The sequence below is a fragment of the Edwardsiella sp. EA181011 genome (assembly GCF_000800725.1).
Classification (GTDB): Bacteria; Pseudomonadota; Gammaproteobacteria; order Enterobacterales; family Enterobacteriaceae; genus Edwardsiella; species Edwardsiella anguillarum.
The window spans coordinates 2,812,810-2,830,972 of record NZ_CP011364.1 but is presented as its reverse complement, the minus strand read 5'-3'; the positions used below and the strand labels follow the sequence as shown (position 1 = coordinate 2,830,972).

14 protein-coding genes and 2 pseudogenes are annotated in these 18,163 nt (G+C 58.8%); 9 read left to right on the top strand and 7 right to left on the bottom strand.

The genetic code is table 11. The features are described from left to right. Positions 1–403: 403 nt before the first annotated feature. Complete coding sequence (adhE, locus tag QY76_RS12380) at positions 404–3,076, bottom strand: bifunctional acetaldehyde-CoA/alcohol dehydrogenase (RefSeq protein ID WP_034165120.1); 2,673 nt, start codon at positions 3,074–3,076, stop codon at positions 404–406. 505 nt (positions 3,077–3,581) lie between these two features. Here adhE and QY76_RS12375 point away from each other — a divergent pair. The 6 genes and pseudogenes from QY76_RS12375 (at position 3,582) to oppF (ending at position 10,451) form a co-directional block, all read left to right on the top strand. Next, positions 3,582–4,226, top strand: a complete 645-nt coding sequence (locus tag QY76_RS12375) for a YchE family NAAT transporter (protein ID WP_012848364.1) — start codon at positions 3,582–3,584, stop codon at positions 4,224–4,226. 690 nt (positions 4,227–4,916) lie between these two features. Next, on the top strand, positions 4,917–6,551 hold the full coding sequence (oppA, locus tag QY76_RS12370) for an oligopeptide ABC transporter substrate-binding protein OppA (RefSeq protein WP_045426999.1): 1,635 nt from the start codon (positions 4,917–4,919) through the stop codon (positions 6,549–6,551). A 76-nt stretch (positions 6,552–6,627) separates the two neighbouring features. Beyond that, the gene (gene oppB / locus QY76_RS12365) at positions 6,628–7,548 is read left to right on the top strand and encodes an oligopeptide ABC transporter permease OppB (protein ID WP_045427002.1); all 921 of its coding nucleotides are present in this window, start codon (positions 6,628–6,630) and stop codon (positions 7,546–7,548) included. A gap of 11 nt (positions 7,549–7,559) precedes the next feature. Continuing rightward, positions 7,560–8,467 (top strand): annotated as a pseudogene (gene oppC / locus QY76_RS12360) (oligopeptide ABC transporter permease OppC). Positions 8,468–8,478: 11 nt separating this feature from the next. Then, on the top strand, positions 8,479–9,450 hold the full coding sequence (locus tag QY76_RS12355) for an ABC transporter ATP-binding protein (RefSeq protein ID WP_045427005.1): 972 nt from the start codon (positions 8,479–8,481) through the stop codon (positions 9,448–9,450). 8 nt (positions 9,451–9,458) lie between these two features. Beyond that, positions 9,459–10,451, top strand: a complete 993-nt coding sequence (gene oppF, locus QY76_RS12350; RefSeq protein ID WP_371200644.1) for a murein tripeptide/oligopeptide ABC transporter ATP binding protein OppF — start codon at positions 9,459–9,461, stop codon at positions 10,449–10,451. 61 nt (positions 10,452–10,512) lie between these two features. Here the strand turns inward: oppF and QY76_RS12345 are convergent, their stop codons facing one another. Both QY76_RS12345 and cls read right to left on the bottom strand, forming a co-directional pair. Further along, positions 10,513–10,842: an HI1450 family dsDNA-mimic protein gene (locus QY76_RS12345; RefSeq protein ID WP_034165159.1), complete on the bottom strand. Its 330-nt coding sequence runs from the start codon at positions 10,840–10,842 to the stop codon at positions 10,513–10,515. Positions 10,843–10,896: 54 nt separating this feature from the next. Further along, complete coding sequence (cls, locus tag QY76_RS12340; RefSeq protein ID WP_045427011.1) at positions 10,897–12,357, bottom strand: cardiolipin synthase; 1,461 nt, start codon at positions 12,355–12,357, stop codon at positions 10,897–10,899. A gap of 189 nt (positions 12,358–12,546) precedes the next feature. On the opposite strand from cls, the gene QY76_RS18060 reads away from it, so the two are divergent. Beyond that, positions 12,547–12,723, top strand: a complete 177-nt coding sequence (locus QY76_RS18060; RefSeq protein ID WP_071844171.1) for a YciY family protein — start codon at positions 12,547–12,549, stop codon at positions 12,721–12,723. A 47-nt stretch (positions 12,724–12,770) separates the two neighbouring features. Here QY76_RS18060 and QY76_RS12335 read toward each other — a convergent pair whose 3' ends face one another. Both QY76_RS12335 and QY76_RS12330 read right to left on the bottom strand, forming a co-directional pair. Continuing rightward, complete coding sequence (locus tag QY76_RS12335; RefSeq protein ID WP_034165127.1) at positions 12,771–13,262, bottom strand: Dps family protein; 492 nt, start codon at positions 13,260–13,262, stop codon at positions 12,771–12,773. A gap of 396 nt (positions 13,263–13,658) precedes the next feature. Next, positions 13,659–13,955, bottom strand: coding sequence for a YciI family protein (locus QY76_RS12330; RefSeq protein WP_034165128.1), 297 nt, complete (start codon positions 13,953–13,955; stop codon positions 13,659–13,661). Between the two features lie 296 nt (positions 13,956–14,251). On the opposite strand from QY76_RS12330, the gene QY76_RS12325 reads away from it, so the two are divergent. Next, a complete protein-coding gene (locus tag QY76_RS12325; RefSeq protein WP_049648828.1) occupies positions 14,252–15,094 on the top strand; it encodes a TonB family protein in 843 nt (280 codons plus the stop codon). A gap of 34 nt (positions 15,095–15,128) precedes the next feature. Here QY76_RS12325 and yciA read toward each other — a convergent pair whose 3' ends face one another. Together yciA and QY76_RS12315 are read right to left on the bottom strand one after the other, a co-directional pair. Continuing rightward, positions 15,129–15,557, bottom strand: a complete 429-nt coding sequence (yciA, locus tag QY76_RS12320) for an acyl-CoA thioester hydrolase YciA (RefSeq protein WP_012848376.1) — start codon at positions 15,555–15,557, stop codon at positions 15,129–15,131. Between the two features lie 64 nt (positions 15,558–15,621). Further along, positions 15,622–16,164 carry a septation protein A gene (locus QY76_RS12315; protein ID WP_034165130.1) on the bottom strand — a complete coding sequence of 181 codons (543 nt, stop codon included), beginning with the start codon at positions 16,162–16,164 and terminating at the stop codon, positions 15,622–15,624. Between the two features lie 245 nt (positions 16,165–16,409). Between QY76_RS12315 and QY76_RS12310 the strand changes: the two are divergent. After that, positions 16,410–18,157 (top strand): annotated as a pseudogene (locus QY76_RS12310) (SulP family inorganic anion transporter). Positions 18,158–18,163 lie beyond the last annotated feature (6 nt).

Here is an 18,163-nt window from a genome sequence, read left to right as displayed (position 1 = left end):
GCCTCCCTAAGGCCATCGCGCCGTGATCTGTCCGATGACTGCCGCCCCGCGAGCCCCGCATCGATATCGTCCCTGCCGGGCAGGCGATGCGGAGGCTAGTCTAATGATGTTCGGAGGGGCTCCTGCTGCCGAGCCCTGTGACCCGCCGCCACGGGGGTGTCATCCCCGTAGCCGTACGGTTGCGCAGTGGTGGAGTCGCTGTATGCCGCGAGCGTCATCCCCCCTGTAGCCGTACGGTTGGCGCTACGGCGGGGAGAGGCGCGCGTCTGGGGGGCTCGGAGGGGCGGCATCGGTGGGGGATTGCGGGGGTGATAGAGAAAGGAAACGGGCCCCGCTTACGCGGGGCCCGTGGCAGTGATTTATGCCGATTGCATCAGCGTGCACCGGCATGGAGCAGGGTTAATCAGGCTTTTTTGGCCTTCTTTTCCGCTTTCGGCGCGGCGACGGCCTTGCTCTCTTCCTGCGCGTGCTCGACAAACTCGCGGCCATAGTAGGTGTCCAGCAGAATTTGCTTGAGCTCGGCAATCAGCGGATAGCGCGGGTTGGCGCCGGTGCACTGATCGTCGAAAGCATCTTCGGACAGCTTGTCCACTTTCGCCAGGAAGTCGGCTTCCTGTACGCCGGCTTCGCGGATGGAGGCCGGGATACCCAGCTCAGCCTTGATGCTTTCCAGCCAGGCCAGCAGCTTCTCGATCTTCTGCGCGGTGCGGTCGCCCGGTGCGCTCAGACCCAGATGGTCAGCGATTTCAGCGTAACGGCGACGCGCCTGCGGACGGTCGTACTGGCTAAATGCGGTCTGCTTGGTCGGGTTGTCGTTCGCGTTGTAGCGAATAACGTTAGAGATCAGCAGGGCGTTGGCCAGACCGTGCGGAATATGGAACTCGGAGCCCAGTTTGTGGGCCATGGAGTGACATACCCCGAGGAAGGCGTTGGCAAACGCGATGCCGGCGATAGTAGCGGCGTTGTGTACACGCTCACGGGCTACCGGGTTTTTGGCGCCTTCGGCATAGCTGGCCGGCAGGAACTCTTTCAGCAGCTTCAGGGCCTGCAGCGCCTGGCCGTCAGAGTATTCGTTGGCCAGAACGGAAACGTAGGCTTCCAGCGCATGGGTTACCGCATCCAGACCGCCGAAGGCGCACAGGGATTTCGGCATGTTCATCACCAGGTTGGCATCAACGATGGCCATGTCCGGGGTCAGCGCATAGTCAGCCAGCGGGTATTTCTGCCCGGTCGCATCGTCGGTCACTACGGCGAACGGCGTGACTTCAGAGCCGGTGCCAGAGGTGGTGGTGATGGCGATCATTTTGGCTTTGACGCCCATTTTCGGGAACTTATAGATACGCTTACGGATATCCATAAAGCGCAGCGCCAGCTCTTCGAAGTGGGTTTCCGGATGCTCGTACATCACCCACATGATCTTGGCTGCATCCATCGGGGAGCCGCCGCCCAGCGCGATGATCACGTCCGGCTTGAAGGAGTTCATCTGCTCGGCGCCTTTGCGCACGATGCTCAGGGTTGGGTCGGCTTCAACTTCGAAGAAGACTTCGGTTTCGATACCGTGCGCTTTCAGTACGTTGGTAACCTGGTCGGCATAACCGTTGTTGAACAGGAAACGGTCGGTGACGATAAAGGCGCGCTTGGCACCGTCGGTTGCTACTTCTTCCAGCGCGATCGGCAGGGCGCCGCGGCGGAAGTAGATAGACTTCGGAAGTTTATGCCACAACATGTTTTCTGCTCGCTTCGCTACCGTTTTCTTGTTGATCAGGTGCTTTGGACCCACGTTTTCAGAGATGGAGTTACCGCCCCAGGAGCCGCAGCCCAGCGTCAGTGAAGGCGCCAGCTTGAAGTTGTACAGGTCACCGATCCCCCCTTGCGAGGCCGGGGTATTGATCAGGATACGGGCGGTCTTCATCTTCTCGCCGAAGTAGTTTACGCGCGCGCCCTGGTTATCCTGGTCGGTGTACAGGCAGGAGGTATGGCCGATACCGCCCATGGCAACCAGCTTCTCGGCTTTCTCTACGGCGTCCTCGAAGTTTTTGGCACGGTACATCGCCAGGGTCGGAGACAGTTTTTCGTGTGCGAACGGCTCGGAGTCGTCAACGACGCTGACTTCGCCGATCAGGATCTTAGTCCCCGCCGGTACGCTGATGCCTGCCATTTCGGCGATCTTCTCTGCCGGCTGGCCTACGATGGCGGCGTTCAGCGCGCCATTCTTCAGGATGATATCCTGAACGGCTTTCAGCTCTTTACCCTGCAGCAGGTAGCCGCCGTGGGTAGCAAAACGCTCACGCACTTTGTCGTAGACAGAGTCGACGACGATAACTGACTGCTCGGAGGCACAGATGACGCCGTTGTCGAAGGTTTTGGACATCAGGATGGAGGCGACGGCGCGTTTGATATCCGCGGTTTCGTCGATCACCACCGGGGTGTTGCCCGCACCAACGCCGATGGCCGGCTTGCCGGAGCTATAGGCCGCTTTCACCATGCCCGGGCCACCGGTGGCCAGGATCAGGTTGATGTCCGGATGGTGCATCAGCGCGTTAGACAGCTCGACGGAGGGTTCATCGATCCAGCCGATGATGTCTTTCGGCGCGCCAGCGGCGATGGCCGCCTGCAGCACGATATCGGCGGCTTTGTTGGTCGCCTGCTTGGCACGCGGATGCGGGGAGAAGATGATGCCGTTGCGGGTCTTCAGGCTGATCAGCGCCTTGAAGATCGCGGTGGAGGTCGGGTTGGTGGTCGGTACGATGCCGCAGATCAGACCGGTCGGCTCAGCGATGGTGATGGTGCCGAAGGTATCGTCTTCGGACAAGATACCGCAGGTCTTTTCATCTTTATAGGCGTTGTAGATATATTCGGAGGCAAAGTGGTTTTTGATCACCTTGTCTTCCACGATACCCATACCGGATTCAGCGACGGCCATTTTAGCCAGCGGAATACGGGCATCGGCAGCGGCCAGCGCGGCGGCGCGGAAGATTTTGTCTACCTGTTCCTGAGAGAAGTTGGCAAACTCGCGTTGGGCTTTTTTGACACGGGCGACCAGCGCATCGAGTTCAGCAGTGTTGGTTACAGCCATGAATGCTCTCCTGATAATGTTAAACTTTTTTAGTCAATCAGCCGCATGGGGCATACCAGTATAGATGCTGGCGCGTCGCTCAGCCGGGCATTTGCTGCCGACGGGCTGCTAATTTGCTAAAACAGCTTAACGTGGATGGTCGCGGGCGTTGCATTGAACGCGTTATCCTGATACCTCGCCGAGATGGCCATCCGTCTCCCTCTTTTTGATATCGTCGAGCTTACTCATTCTTGGGTATTTGTTTTGTGATTAAAGTCACGAAAACGCCAAGCTGACACCATTCAGCATGGTTTTGTTGAGAGCTGTTCTCATTCTTAACGAAAACTCAGCGCCTTTAGGTATAAAAAACAACAAAACCGTTATCTCGTCGCCGGATTTAGTCACAGACGATACTGCGCATATCCGCGGCAAACAGTAAAAATTCTGCGGTGGAATGATAGATCGGCGCAGTCATTTCAATTACATTACGCGCGATGACCATCATCTTTATATTGTGGAGCACATAGTGACTCAGTCTCTGCTGGACCTGTCCGGGTATATCAAATTCTTTATTGGTCTGTTCGCCTTGGTAAACCCGGTCGGGATCTTGCCCGTGTTTATCAGCATGACCAGCTATCAGGCCGCCGCGGCGCGTAACCGAACCAACCTCACGGCGAACCTGTCGGTGGCCATTATACTGATTACGGCGCTGCTGTTGGGGGACTCGATACTGAACGTCTTTGGTATCTCCATCGACTCTTTCCGTATTGCCGGCGGTATCCTGGTGATGACGATCGCCATGTCGATGATCAGCGGTAAGCTGGGTGAGGATAAGCAGAATAAGCAGGAGAAGTCGGAAACGGCTATCCGCGAAAATGTCGGCGTGGTGCCGCTGGCGCTGCCGCTGATGGCCGGCCCCGGCGCCATCAGCTCGACCATCGTCTGGAGCTCCCGCTATCACGGCTGGCAAAACCTGCTGGGCTTTTCGCTGGCGATCATTCTGTTCGCCTTCTGCTGTTGGCTATTGTTCCGCGCCGCGCCGCTGCTGGTGCGGTTGTTAGGGCAGACGGGGATCAACGTCGTGACCCGTATCATGGGGCTGCTGCTGATGGCGCTGGGCATTGAATTTATCGTCACCGGGGTGAAGGCTATTTTTCCCGGCCTGCTGTAATCGACAGGGGGCGGCGGGGACGCCGCTCCGCTAATAGATATATCTGCGCAATATATTTAATCATCTTATTTTTATTTTGCGATCGTATTCATCGGTGGGTTAATTCGCCTGCCTCGCGCCCATTTCCGTAAAATTGTCCTATACAGACGCCGACATTGTGTACATTGTCCGGCGTTTTTTCCTCTCATCATTCATTTCAGTTAGTTTTTTTGTCTAAATAAATCTTGTTCATTGCAATATTGTTTTGATTTTCGGCATGAGGTTGAAATTTTAGACAATGCAAAATGCTTTAAGCTTATATTTTATGTTATATCAGTAACTTACAATTGATTTTTGTCATGGGAGAGGGCAGTCTGTGAGAAAGCACGAAATACAACAGTGCTCACATGGCCATCAGCCGGCTCGCTCAGGACGTCACGCTGTTTTACGGGCGTTGGCATACGGGAGGGCGCTCTCGGTAGCCCAGGATGCTACGGGAGCGGCTTCTGGGTAGCCGCACTGAGCCAGCCCATCATCAAGCGGCCCTAGGCGCCGTTATTTTGTTACCCGGCAACAATAAATGCCAGCCGCCGCGAGGGCGGTATAAGGCAAGCTGCAGCGAATGAACCGTTCCTTCATTACTGCAGTGAATAAATAACGATGTTGACCCGCCTGCCCGCAGGCTTCCTTTTGAATACGGGAGTGGTAGTAATGAGCAAACACATCATTAAAAAAAGTATATTAACCCTTGGGATTTGTAGCGCGTTGGGCGTCGCGGCGGTGGCGCAGGCCGCCGAGGTACCGGCCGGCGTACAGCTGGCGGCTAAACAGGAGCTGGTCAGAAATAATGGTTCGGAGGTCTCCTCCCTCGATCCGCACAAGATCGAAGGGGTACCGGAAAACAACGTGACCAACGATCTGCTAGAAGGGCTGACGCAGCACGATAGCCAAGGGCATACTATTCCCGGCGTAGCGCAGCGCTGGGAGAGCAAAGATAACAAGGTGTGGATATTTTACCTGCGCCCGGACGCGAAGTGGTCCAACGGTGACCCTGTCACCGCAGAGGACTTCGTCTATAGCTGGCAGCGGATGGCCGACCCCAAGACTGCATCGCCCTACGCGAGCTATCTGCAGTATGCCCACGTCGCGAATATCGATGACATCATCGCCGGCAAGCAGGATAAATCCGCTCTGGGGGTCAAGGCGCTGGACGATCGCACGTTCCAGGTGACCCTGAGCGAACCGGTACCTTATCTGCCGGAGATGACCGCGCACTATGCGATGAAGCCGGTCAACAAGGCGGCGGTAGAGACGTTCGGCGACAAGTGGACCCTGCCGCAGAATTATGTCAGCAACGGCGCCTATAAGCTGAAAGACTGGATCGTCAACGAACGTATCGTGCTGGAGCGAAATCCGCAGTATTGGGACAATGCGAAGACGATCATCGATAAGGTGACCTTCCTGCCCATCGCCTCGGAGGTGACCGATGTGAACCGCTATCGGGCCGGCGAGATCGATATGACCTATAACAATATGCCGATCGAGCTGTTCCAGAAGCTGAAAAAAGAGATCCCCGAGCAGGTGAAGGTAGACCCGTATCTTTGCACCTATTACTACGAAATCAATAACCAGAAGCCGCCGTTTAACGACCCCCGCGTGCGTGAGGCGCTGAAGCTGGGTCTGGACCGTGATATTATCGTGAATAAGGTCAAGAACCAGGGCGACCTGCCGGCGTACAGCTTTACGCCGCCCTATACCGACGGCGCTGATTTGACGCAACCGGCCTGGTTCGGCTGGTCGCAGGAGAAGCGCAACCAAGAGGCCAAGAAGCTGCTGGCCGAGGCGGGCTATGGCCCGGGCAAGCCGCTGACGTTTAACCTGCTCTACAACACCTCGGATCTGCACAAGAAGCTGGCGATTGCCGCGGCTTCGATCTGGAAGAAAAACCTGGGGATCGATGTGAAGCTGGAGAATCAGGAGTGGAAGACCTTCCTCGATTCGCGCCATCAGGGCAATTACGATGTCGCCCGCGCCGGCTGGTGCGCCGACTATAACGAGCCGAGCTCCTTCCTCAATATGATGCTGTCGACCAGCAGCAACAATACCCCGCACTACAAGAGCCCGGCCTTTGACCGCATTATGGCTAGCGCGCTGCAGGCGCCGGACAAAGCCGGCCGCGCGGCGGTCTACCAGCAGGCTGAGCAGCAGCTGGACCGTGATTCGGCCATCGTTCCCGTGTATTACTATGTTAACGCCCGTCTGGTGAAACCCTTTGTCGGTGGCTATACCGGCAAGGATCCGCTGGACTATGTCTACGACAAAAACCTTTATATCGTTCAACATTAATTGTCCGTCGTGCGGCCGGGAGACCGGCCGCCGGCGAGGCTGACAGCCCGCGGGGCTGACGTACAGGGTTTGGGCTATGCTAAAATTTATATTCCGTCGCTTCCTGGAAGCGATTCCGACGCTTTTTATTCTGGTCACCATCTCGTTTTTTATGATGCGTCTGGCGTCGGGCAGCCCGTTTACCGGTGAACGCACGCTGCCGCCGGAGGTGATGGCCAACATCGAAGCCAAATACCATCTCAACGATCCCATCTGGAAGCAGTATGGCCACTACCTGCTGCAGCTCTCGCAGGGAGACTTTGGCCCCTCGTTCAAATACAAGGATTATTCGGTCAACGATCTGGTGGCCGCCTCGTTCCCCGTTTCGGCCAAGCTGGGCTTTGCCGCCTTTGTCATGGCGGTGGTGCTGGGAGTCTCTGCCGGGGTCATCGCGGCCCTGAAGCAGAACTCGCGCTGGGACTATGTGGTGATGAGCTTTGCCATGACCGGGGTGGTGATCCCAAGCTTTGTGGTCGCGCCGCTGCTGGTGCTGATCTTCGCCATCTCGCTGCACTGGCTGCCGGGCGGCGGCTGGAACGGCGGGGCGCTGAAGTTCATACTGCTGCCGATGGTGGCGCTGTCGCTCTCCTATATTGCCGGTATCGCGCGCATTACCCGGGGCTCGATGATCGAGGTGCTGCACTCTAACTTTATCCGCACCGCCCGGGCCAAGGGGCTACCGCTGCACCGCATTGTGCTGCGCCATGCGCTGCGTCCGGCGCTGCTGCCGGTGCTCTCCTACATGGGGCCTGCCTTTGTCGGGATCATTACCGGCTCGATGGTCATTGAAACTATTTATGGCCTGCCGGGGATCGGCCAACTGTTCGTCAACGGCGCGCTGAACAGGGACTATTCGCTGGTGCTGAGCCTGACGATCCTGGTCGGCACCCTGACGATTGCCTTTAACGCCATCGTTGACGTGCTGTACGCCGTAATCGATCCCAAAATCCGTTACTGAAAGAGGCGCCTATGTTAGTGAATAAAAACAGCGCCGCCGCGGTGAGCAGCTTCAGCGAACAGCTGGACGTGGAAGGGCGCAGCCTATGGCAGGATGCACGCCGCCGCTTTATGCATAACCGCGCGGCGCTGGTCAGCCTGTGCATTCTGTTGCTGATCGCCCTGTTTGTGATATTCGCCCCGATGCTGTCGCCGTTTGCCTACGACGATACCGACTGGGAGATGATGTCGGCGGTGCCGGCGCTGGAGGGGGGCACTACTTCGGTACCGACTCCTCCGGACGCGATCTGCTGGTGCGTGTCGCCATCGGTGGACGTATTTCGCTGATGGTCGGGATTGCCGCCGCGCTGGTGGCCGTGGTGGTCGGTACGCTGTACGGCGCTCTCTCCGGTTACCTGGGCGGTAAGGTGGACTCGGTGATGATGCGCATGCTGGAGATCCTTAACTCGTTTCCCTTCATGTTCTTTGTCATTCTGCTGGTGACCTTCTTTGGCCAGAATATTTTGCTGATTTTTATCGCGATCGGCATGGTTTCCTGGCTGGATATGGCGCGTATTGTCCGCGGGCAGACGCTGAGCCTGAAGCGTAAGGAGTTTATCGAGGCGGCGCAGGTGGGCGGGGTGACGACGGGGCGTATTATCCTGCGCCACGTGGTGCCTAACGTGCTGGGCGTGGTAGTGGTGTACGCGTCGCTGTTGGTGCCGAGCATGATCCTGTTTGAATCGTTTTTGAGCTTCCTGGGGCTGGGTACCCAAGAGCCGCTCAGCAGCTGGGGCGCCCTGCTGAGCGATGGGGCCAACTCGATGGAGGTTTCCCCCTGGCTGCTGATCTTCCCGGCCTCTTTTCTGGTGATCACGCTATTTTGTTTTAACTTTATCGGTGATGGGCTCCGCGATGCCCTCGACCCGAAAGATCGCTGAGGAGCGCAGAGATGAAATCCAGCTTACTGAACGTACGCTCCCTACGCGTGACCTTCACAACGCCGGACGGCGACGTCACGGCGGTCAACGATCTGAACTTCTCGCTGGACGCTGGCGAGACGCTGGGGATCGTCGGTGAGTCCGGTTCGGGAAAGTCGCAGACCGCGTTTGCCCTGATGGGGCTGCTGGCACCGAATGGGCGCATCGACGGTTCGGCCAGCTTCGATGGCCGTGAGATCTTAAATTTACCGGAGAAGGCCCTTAATCGGCTGCGCGCCGAAGAGATCGCCATGATCTTTCAGGACCCGATGACCTCCCTCAACCCCTATATGCGGGTGGGCGAGCAGCTGATGGAGGTGCTGATGCTGCACAAGGGAATGAGCAAGGCGCAGGCGTTTGATGAGTCGGTGCGGATGCTGGATGCGGTGAAGATGCCGGAGGCGCGTAAGCGTATGCGCATGTTCCCCCATGAATTTTCCGGCGGGATGCGCCAGCGGGTGATGATTGCGATGGCGCTGCTGTGCCGCCCGCGGCTGCTGATTGCCGATGAGCCGACCACGGCGCTGGATGTGACGGTGCAGGCGCAGATCATGACGCTGCTCAATGAGCTGAAGCGGGAGTTTAACACCGCGATCATTATGATAACGCACGATCTGGGGGTCGTTGCCGGTATCTGTGACAAGGTGCTGGTGATGTATGCCGGGCGTACCATGGAGTATGGCCAGGCGCGCGACGTGTTCTATCACCCATCGCACCCGTACTCCATCGGGCTGCTGAGCGCGGTGCCGCGCTTGGATGCCGAGAGCGGGGCGCTGCTGACCATCCCGGGCAACCCGCCTAACCTGCTGCGTCTGCCGGCCGGCTGCCCGTTTCAGCCGCGCTGCCCCTATGCCGATGCCGGCTGCGATGCGGCGCCGCCGCTGACGGCCTTTGGCGAGGGGCGTCTACGCGCCTGCTTCAGAACGGTGGAGGAACTGGCATGAGTGGGCCGATGAGTGACAAAAACGTATTGTTGGAAGTGGCTGATCTACGGGTTCATTTTGATATTCGAGACAACAAGGCCTGGTTTTGGCAGCCGCCCAAGCGCCTAAAGGCGGTGGACGGTGTGACCCTACGTCTGTATCAGGGGGAAACGCTGGGCGTTGTCGGCGAGTCAGGCTGCGGCAAGTCGACCTTTGCCCGCGCGCTGATCGGCCTGGTGAAGGCGACCTCCGGCAGCGTCAGCTGGCTGGGGCGCGATCTGCTGGGCATGAACGAAAAGCAGTGGCGCGAGGTGCGTAGCGATATCCAGATGATCTTTCAGGATCCGCTGGCGTCGCTAAACCCGCGGATGACGATTGGGGAGATTATTGCCGAGCCCCTGCGGACCTATTATCCGCAGATGGTGCGCGGCGAGATGCGCGACAGGGTGAAGGCGATGATGATGAAGGTGGGCCTACTGCCTAATCTCATCAACCGCTATCCGCACGAATTCTCCGGCGGTCAGTGTCAACGTATTGGGATTGCCCGGGCCCTGATCCTGGAGCCCAAGCTGATTATCTGCGACGAGCCGGTGTCGGCGCTCGATGTGTCGATTCAGGCGCAGGTGGTCAACCTGCTGCAGTCGCTGCAGCGGGAGATGGGGCTGTCGCTGATCTTCATCGCACACGATCTGGCGGTGGTAAAGCATATCTCCGACCGCGTGCTGGTGATGTATCTGGGACATGCGGTGGAGCTGGGCACCTATGATGAGGTGTATCACAACCCACAGCATCCCTATACCAAGGCGCTGATGTCGGCGGTGCCGGTGCCGGATCCCGACAGGGAGCGCAATAAGCAGATTCAGCTGCTGGAGGGGGAGCTGCCGTCGCCGATCGATCCGCCGTCGGGCTGCGTGTTCCGCACCCGCTGTCCTCAGGCTGGGCCGGAGTGCGCACAGACCCGGCCGCTGCTGGAGGGCAGCTTTCGTCACGCGGTCTCCTGCCTGAAGGTCGATCCGCTGTAGCCGGGGGGAGCACTAAAAAACCGCCTGACGGCGGTTTTTTAGTGGGCGAAGAGCGGCGGTGCTACTCTTTCCACAGGATATGGCACATTTTATGATCCTTCTCTCGGCAGATCAGAATGCGGGCGAAGACATCCTCGATATCGTCGCTGTCCGGATTACCGTCGGTCAGGCCGATCACCACCTCGGCAAAGAAGTCCGGGGTGAGATCGACATCGACATGCTCCTGCCAGTCTTCGGCCGGATCGAACAGCTCGGCAGCGCCGCGCTGCTCAAACTGCAGGTTAAACAGCAGCACGTCCGCCGGATCCAGATTGTCCGCCGCCAGCTCCAGGAAAATATCGTAGGCCTGATCCAGGGTCTCTTCTTCGCTCAGGCGGTTGTTTAAATCCATCATGTCAGTATCTCATTGAGGCCGCGGCCAGAGGGGAGTCCGAGCCGCGGACGGTTACAGCAAAGGGCTGAAAAAGTAAAAGAGGCGCTCGACGACGCGCTGCCACAGCGGGCGTTTTAACCACGCCAGCGGGTCCAGCAGGGAGGAGCGAGCGATATAGTCCTCCTGTACGCAGGCGAGATCGCTGCCGAAGCCGTCATCGTCGATGACCAGCGTAATTTCAAAGTTGAGCCACAGGCTGCGCATATCCAGGTTGACGGTGCCGACCAGACTGAGCTGACCGTCGACCAGCACGCTCTTGGTATGCAGCAGGCCGCCCTCAAACTGATAGATTTTAACGCCGGCGGCCAGCATTTCGGTAAAAAAGGCGCGGCTGGCCCAGCCGACCATCATCGAGTCATTCTTTTTCGGCACGATGATAGAGACATCCACGCCGCGCTGGGCGGCGGTACAGATGGCGTGCAGTAGGTCGTCGCTGGGAACAAAATAGGGGGTGGTCATCACCAGCTGCTGGCGCGCGGAGTAGACGGCGGTCAACAGCGATTGGTGGATCAGCTCCTCCGGGAAGCCGGGGCCGGAGGCGATCACCTGAATGGTGTGGCCCGACTCTTTTTCGAAGGGAAGGATATTGCATACCGGCTCTGGCGGCAGAATGCGTTTACCGGTCTCCATCTCCCAGTCGAAGGCGTAGTAGATGCCCATGGTGGTCGCGACCGGTCCCTCCATGCGTGCCATGACATCGATCCACTGTCCGACACCGGCGTCCTGCTTGAAGTAGCGCGGGTCAACCAGATTCATGCTGCCGGTATAGGCGATAAAGTTGTCGATCAGCACCACCTTGCGGTGCTGACGCAGATCCATGCGGCGCAGGAAAACGCGCAGCAGGTTGACCTGCAGCGCCTCGACGACCTCAATACCCGCTTCGCGCATTATGGCCGGATAAGGGCTGCGGAAAAACGCCACGCTACCGGCCGAATCGAGCATCAGGCGGCAGCGTACGCCGCGTCTGGCCGCCGCCATCATCGCCTCGGCAACCCGATCGGCCAACCCGCCGGGCTGCCAAATATAAAACATCATCTCAATGCTGTTATGCGCCAGCTCAATATCGCGGATCAGGGCGTTGAGCGTGTCGTCGGTAGAGGTGAGCAGCTGCAGCTGGTTACCCTTGACGCCGGCAATGCCCTGGCGTCGTTCGCACAGCTGGAACAGCGGTGCGGCGACCTCGCTGTTATGGGTGGCAAAAATGCTACGACAGCTGCGCAGATCGGCCAGCCAGCGTGCGGTGGATGGCCACATGGCGCGCGCGCGTTCGGCGCGACGTTTTCCCAGATGCAGCTCACCAAAGGAGAGATAGGCGATAATGCCGACCAGCGGCAGAATGTAAATGATCAGCAGCCAAGCCATGGCGGAGGGAACCGCCCGGCGTTTCATTAATATCCGTAACGTGACGCTGGCGATCAGCAGCCAGTAGCCAAAGATTGCCAGCCAGCTGATTACTGTATAAAAAGTGCTCATAACCGCAGGTTGTCCTTGCACAAATCCATCAATTGAGAGTTTACGCACAGATATACAAAGAAGAAACCTTTAGCGGTTAAATATATACAGATCGCGGCGCGCGGCACTTTTTATACGATGGGCTCGCCCGGGGGGTTGGCTTGTCTCTCAGGGGGGTATAATCGCAGCGCAATTATCCGGAGGGGTACAATGCGACACAGTCGAAATGAAGTAGGGCGCTGGCGTATGCTGCGTCAGATCCATCGGCGGCGCAGCCGCTGGCTGGAAGGTCAGTCACGCAGAAACCGTCATATCTATTGCATTCGCCGTTTACACAGAATCCAGCATCACCGTTCTTTGCTCTATTCCGTTGCCTACGGGTGGTAGTCATTCAGCCCCGCGCAGCGGGGCTGAGGTCACCTTTCGCCCGCCGGCTATTGCCCCAGATAGGCGTTCAGCATCCACACCTGCTTTTCCTGCTGCTTAATATAGTCGCTCATCAGAGAGACGGTTCCCTCGTCCGCCGCGTCCGTCGCCAGTCGCAGGATTTCTCGCTGCTGCTGCAGCAGCAGGGCATAGCCGCTCAATAATCCCTGCAGGGTGCCGCAATCGTCGGTGACATCGACGTCTTCTTTGATCTCGGCGCTTTTCAGATAGTCGCTGAAGGCGTGACGCGGGCGGTAGCCGAGCGTCAGGATCCGCTCGGCCAGCTCATCGACCTTAAGCAACAGATCGTTATAGGTCTCTTCAAACTTAACGTGCAGCTCAAAAAACTGCGGTCCGCTGATATTCCAGTGGTAGCCGCGCACATTCATATACAGGATCTGGTAGTTGGCCAGCAGGATATTGAGTGCATCGGCCAGCGCGGCTGATTTTTTGGGATCCAAACCGATATGGGTTTTGGCGTTCTTCTTACTGTTTGCCATTCTGCATGCTCTCCTTGGATGACACGATGGATAGCGGCAGGCGCGCTGGACGCCAATCACCGCTGAATACAGTGGGATAGTCCGTTTTTTATCCATCCTGCCAGAGTCGGCGGCGGAGATCCAGCCCGCGTGCTACGGAGCGGCGAGTCCCCCAATAAGCGCCAGGTGATAATAAAAGCAGCGAACGCATTTATCCGAATTATCATGATATTGCGACCCGCGAGGAATCAGGGTAGACTGCCCGGCATCACAGCAATGTGACAGAAAAGCGCATTTAGCATTTTAATGGAATCTCCATGTAGCCCCGGCTAAGTGCGCTTCTCTGCGGTAAGGGAAAGCCCGCGAATGCGGGCTTTTTTCTTGGGTATGACTCGTCCTGAATGCGGTGACGCGGCGTTAGAACACCTGTTTGTAGGGGGTTACGCTGACTTGACGGTAGACTCCGGCGGCAACGTAAGGGTCATTTCCCGCCCATGCCTGGGCCTGGCTCAGCGATTCAAATTCGGCGATCACCGCCGAGCCGGTGAACCCCGCGGCGCCGGGATCGCTGCTGTCGATAGCCGGCAGGGGGCCGGCTGTCAGCAGACGTCCCTGATCGCGCAGCGTCTGCAGCCTGGCCAGATGGGCCGGGCGTGCCGCCAGACGCTGCTGCAGCGTATCCTGTGCATCCTGAGCATAAATCAGGTACAACATATTCTCCTCCTTGTATTGATTCGAGCCAATCGAGGGTAGTGTGCTCTGGTTTTGGCCTCTCTTGCGAGGGGCACAGGCGCAGAGCCTGACGCTGGGGAAAATACGGCGCCGCCTGAGCCGATACGTTAAGGTATCGTTGCCATAGGCGCAATATCTGTACTGTCGGCGCAGGGGATAATCCGTGCGGTCGCACAGTTTTGCGCTCTTCGACAGTTCTCAGTTGAACATGATTGCTATTTGCATTTAAACTTGACTGCAATACGCGATGTCCATTTACCCATTGAGTTACCAACACCTTGTCGGCTGATAAATTAACCCTGAAGCGATTTTTCCTGGTCCGTCGCCTTTCTTGGCCGATGGCGCTATCGGTATCCCTGCACGCCTCGCTGATTGCCGGACTGCTGTATGCCTCCTACCATGAGATCCGCCCACAGCCTGCCGGGGAAGCGGGGCAGATCCAGGCGATAATGGTCAATCCGGCCATGTTTGCCGCCGCAGGGCAGGCGGCGTCTGCGCCACAGGCCGCGCCGCAGCAGGCCGGATCGGCGCCGGCGCCGGCAGCGGCACCGGACGTCACCGCGCCCGAGGCACACAGGGAAAAAGAGGCGCCGCCGCCCGAGAAGCCGCAGCCGAAGCCGAGCGAGAGGGCGCAGCCCCGTCAGCGGGAGGTGAAACCGGCGCCGCCGAAGGCGAAACCGCCGGTGCCTCAGGCGCCGGTGGCCAAGGCGGTATCATCAACGCCGCAGGCGGTAACGCCGTCGGATCAGGCTCAGGGCGTCGCGCCAAAGGCGACGGGGACAGCAGGCGCTCTGCCAGGTGCGGCAAGCGGTCACGCGCCGGCGGCGAACGGGGGGCATCCTGCGGCGTCGGGCGCGCCGCAGGCGGCCAGCCGACCTGAGCCGGCCTATCCTCAGCGTGCGCTGGCGCTGCATATTGAGGGACGGGTGAGGCTGCGTTTTGACGTCGATAGCGAGGGGCGCGTCGGCAATGTCAGTATCCTGTCGGCCGATCCGCCAGGGGTATTTGAGCGAGAGGTCAAGCGCGCCGCGCGCCGCTGGCGTTACCAGCCCGGACGCCCGGGGCAGAACGTTGAGGTGACCGTCTATTTTCGGATCGATGGCCGGACGGCCGTCGAATAAGCGCCGGGCCAGCGATGGCCCGGCGTGGGGGCGTCTATTGCGCGGCGTCGTTGCGGAAGTTGGCCTTCCCAGCAGGCAGCGCGCGGGATTTATTCGCGTCGTTTACCGCGACATAGGTAAATACCGCCTCGGTAACGCATTCGCGCTGCCCAATCGGCTCGGAGGCGACCTTTTTCACCCAGACCTCAATGTTCACGGTGATAGAGCTGCGCCCGGTGCGGATACAGTGGGCATAGCAGCACACTACATCGCCTACCGCCACCGGCTTAAGAAAGGTTATCGCGTTCACCGCCACGGTCACCACGCGTCCCTCTGCGATCTCTTTTGCCAGGATAGCGCCGCCAATATCCATTTGTGACATGATCCAACCGCCGAAGATGTCCCCGTTAGCGTTGGTGTCGGCCGGCATAGCCAGAGTACGCAGAACAAGTTCACCTGCCGGTAAACGAAGTTTTTCGCTCATAGTAAATGTCAGTCTTGATGTCTCAGTGTCAAAAGAAACGCCGGCCAGAGGCCGGCGCACAGTCTTATGAATGCTTTTGCTCTTCGGACATATTGCGGTAAATATAAACTCCGCTCAGCAGCGTGAAAATCAGCGTCAGCGCCGTTAGCCCAAAGACCTTAAAATCGACCCACACGCTTTGTGGCAGCCAGAAGGCGACATAGATGTTGGCCAGGCCGCAGCCTAGGAAGAACAGCGCCCACGCCGCATTCAGACGGGACCATACGCTGTCCGGCAGCTGTAGCTCTTTCCCTAACATCCGCTGGATCAGCGGCTTCTTCAGCACCATCTGGCTGATCAGCAGCGCCAGGGCAAACAGCGTATAGATAACGGTCACCTTCCATTTAATAAATAGATCGTTATGGAAGACCAGCGTCAGGGTGCCAAAAATGGCCACCATAATAAAGGTGATCAGGGTCATTTTCTCTACCCGGCGGTATTTCAGCCAGGTTAACACCAGTGCGACGGCGGTCGCGGCGATCAGCGCGCCGGAGGCGACATAGATGTCATACAGTTTGTAACAGACAAAAAATACCACCAGGGGTAAAAAATCTAACAATTGCTTCATTCGGCAGTCCATCCTTTCATCGACCGGGCGACTATACCTGATTCGGCGCAGCGGCGGTATCTTTGTCGCTGCCGGGCCGCACGGTCACGCCCGTTGATTCTCTGTGATCCTGCATTATGCCGCCGTATTTCTCCCAGCTTTATTTTTTTGCAAAAAATTACACGCGAACCCGCCCATCAGCCGACTTGACCAAGTGCTTCGGCCTATCCATGATGGAGGAGGACGCCTCTTAGGGTTACGACGTTATGCAATGGAATTTTCTGCGCCGCTGGATGCCAGGGCTGTATCAACTGACGAAATACCGGCGGGAGTGGCTGGCCGATGATCTGCGCGCCGGGCTATCGGTCGCCGCCGTGGCGCTGCCGACGGCGCTGGCCTATGCCGATCTGGTCGGGGTCACGGCGGTGGTGGGAATTTACTCCTGTATCCTGCTGATGATCGCCTACGCGCTGTTTGGCTCCTCACGCCAGGTGATCGTCGGGCCGGATGCGGCCACCTGTGCGGTGATTGCCGCCGTGGTGGCTCCGCTGGCGGCCGGCGATCCGCAGCGGCTGTGGCAGCTGTGCGTAATGATGACCCTGATGACCGGCCTGTGGTGCCTCGTTGCCAGCCGCTTTCGCCTCGGGGCGCTGGCGGATCTGCTGTCGCGCCCCATTCTGACCGGCCTGCTCAATGGCCTGGCCATCACCATCATGATCGATCAGCTGGCGAAGATGCTGGGCTATCAGCCCGCCTCGCGCGAGGTGATCGAACGCATTCTCTCGCTGCCCCACGACCTGCTCTCCAGCCATTGGCCGACGCTGCTTCTGTCGCTGCTGACCCTGCTGAGCCTGCTGGGGCTGCGCCGTCTACGTCCCGGCTGGCCTGCGGCGTTACTGGTGATCATCCTCGCGATGCTGGTGGTTTGGCTGGGGGGGCTGCAGCGCTTTGGCATTCAGACGATTACCGGCCTCGACGGGACGCTGCCGGTGGTGCAGTGGCCCAACTTTCAGCCTGCGCTGCTGCGCGATCTGGTGATGCCCTCCCTGAACCTGGCGCTGATAAGCTTTGTCAGCCTGATGCTGACGGCGCGCAGCTTTGCCTCTAAAAACGGCTATGAAATCAATCCGGATGCAGAGTTTCGTGCGCTGGGCGTCGCCAACATCGTGTCGGCGCTTTCGCAGGGGTTCGCCATCAGCGGCGCCAGCTCCCGTACCGCGGTCAACGATGCCAACGGCGGTAAAAGCCAGCTGGTCTCCATCGTGGCCGCGCTGTCTATCGCGGCGGTGCTGCTGCTGCTGGGGGGCTGCTGCGCTATATTCCGGTGGCCGCGCTCGGCGTGGTGCTGGTGTACGCCTCCTGGCTGCTGCTGGACATTCGCTCGCTGGTGAACCTGCGGAAACACAATCCGTCGGCCTTTCGCCTGGCGCTGTTCACCTTTGCCAGCGTGCTGCTGGTGGGGGTTATGCCGGGGATCGGGCTGGCCGTGCTGCTGGGACTGCTGCAGTTTTTCCGCACGGTGTTTCGCCCCAGCGAACAGCTGCTGGGGGTGAATGAGGAGGGGATGATCCACTCGCTCGGCAACGGGAATCAGGTGCGGGCAGTCGAGGGGGTGCTGATCTACCGTTTTAACTCGCCGCTGACCTATTTCAATATCGCCTATTTTAAGCGCCGAGTCCTGAATCTGGTCGACGGGATGCCGTTTCAGCCGGAGTGGGTGGTGATCGATGCGGTATCCTGCTTTACCTACCCCGACATTAGCGTGCTGGCGGGGATCGATGAGCTGAAGCGCGATCTGCGCCAGCGGCGAGTTCATCTGGTGCTGGCCGGGCGTAAGACCGACCTGAAGCGCTGGTTTGGCCGCAGTCGAGCCGCCGGGGAGGAGAAGGGGCTGCTGTTTGTCGCCGATCTGTATCTGGCACTGAAGCTGATCCAAAGCAGTCGGTGCGCCCATGCCGACGGCGCGGACGACTCTCCGGGAGCCGCTCAGAACGGGACGGCTGCGCCTCGCTGACGCCTC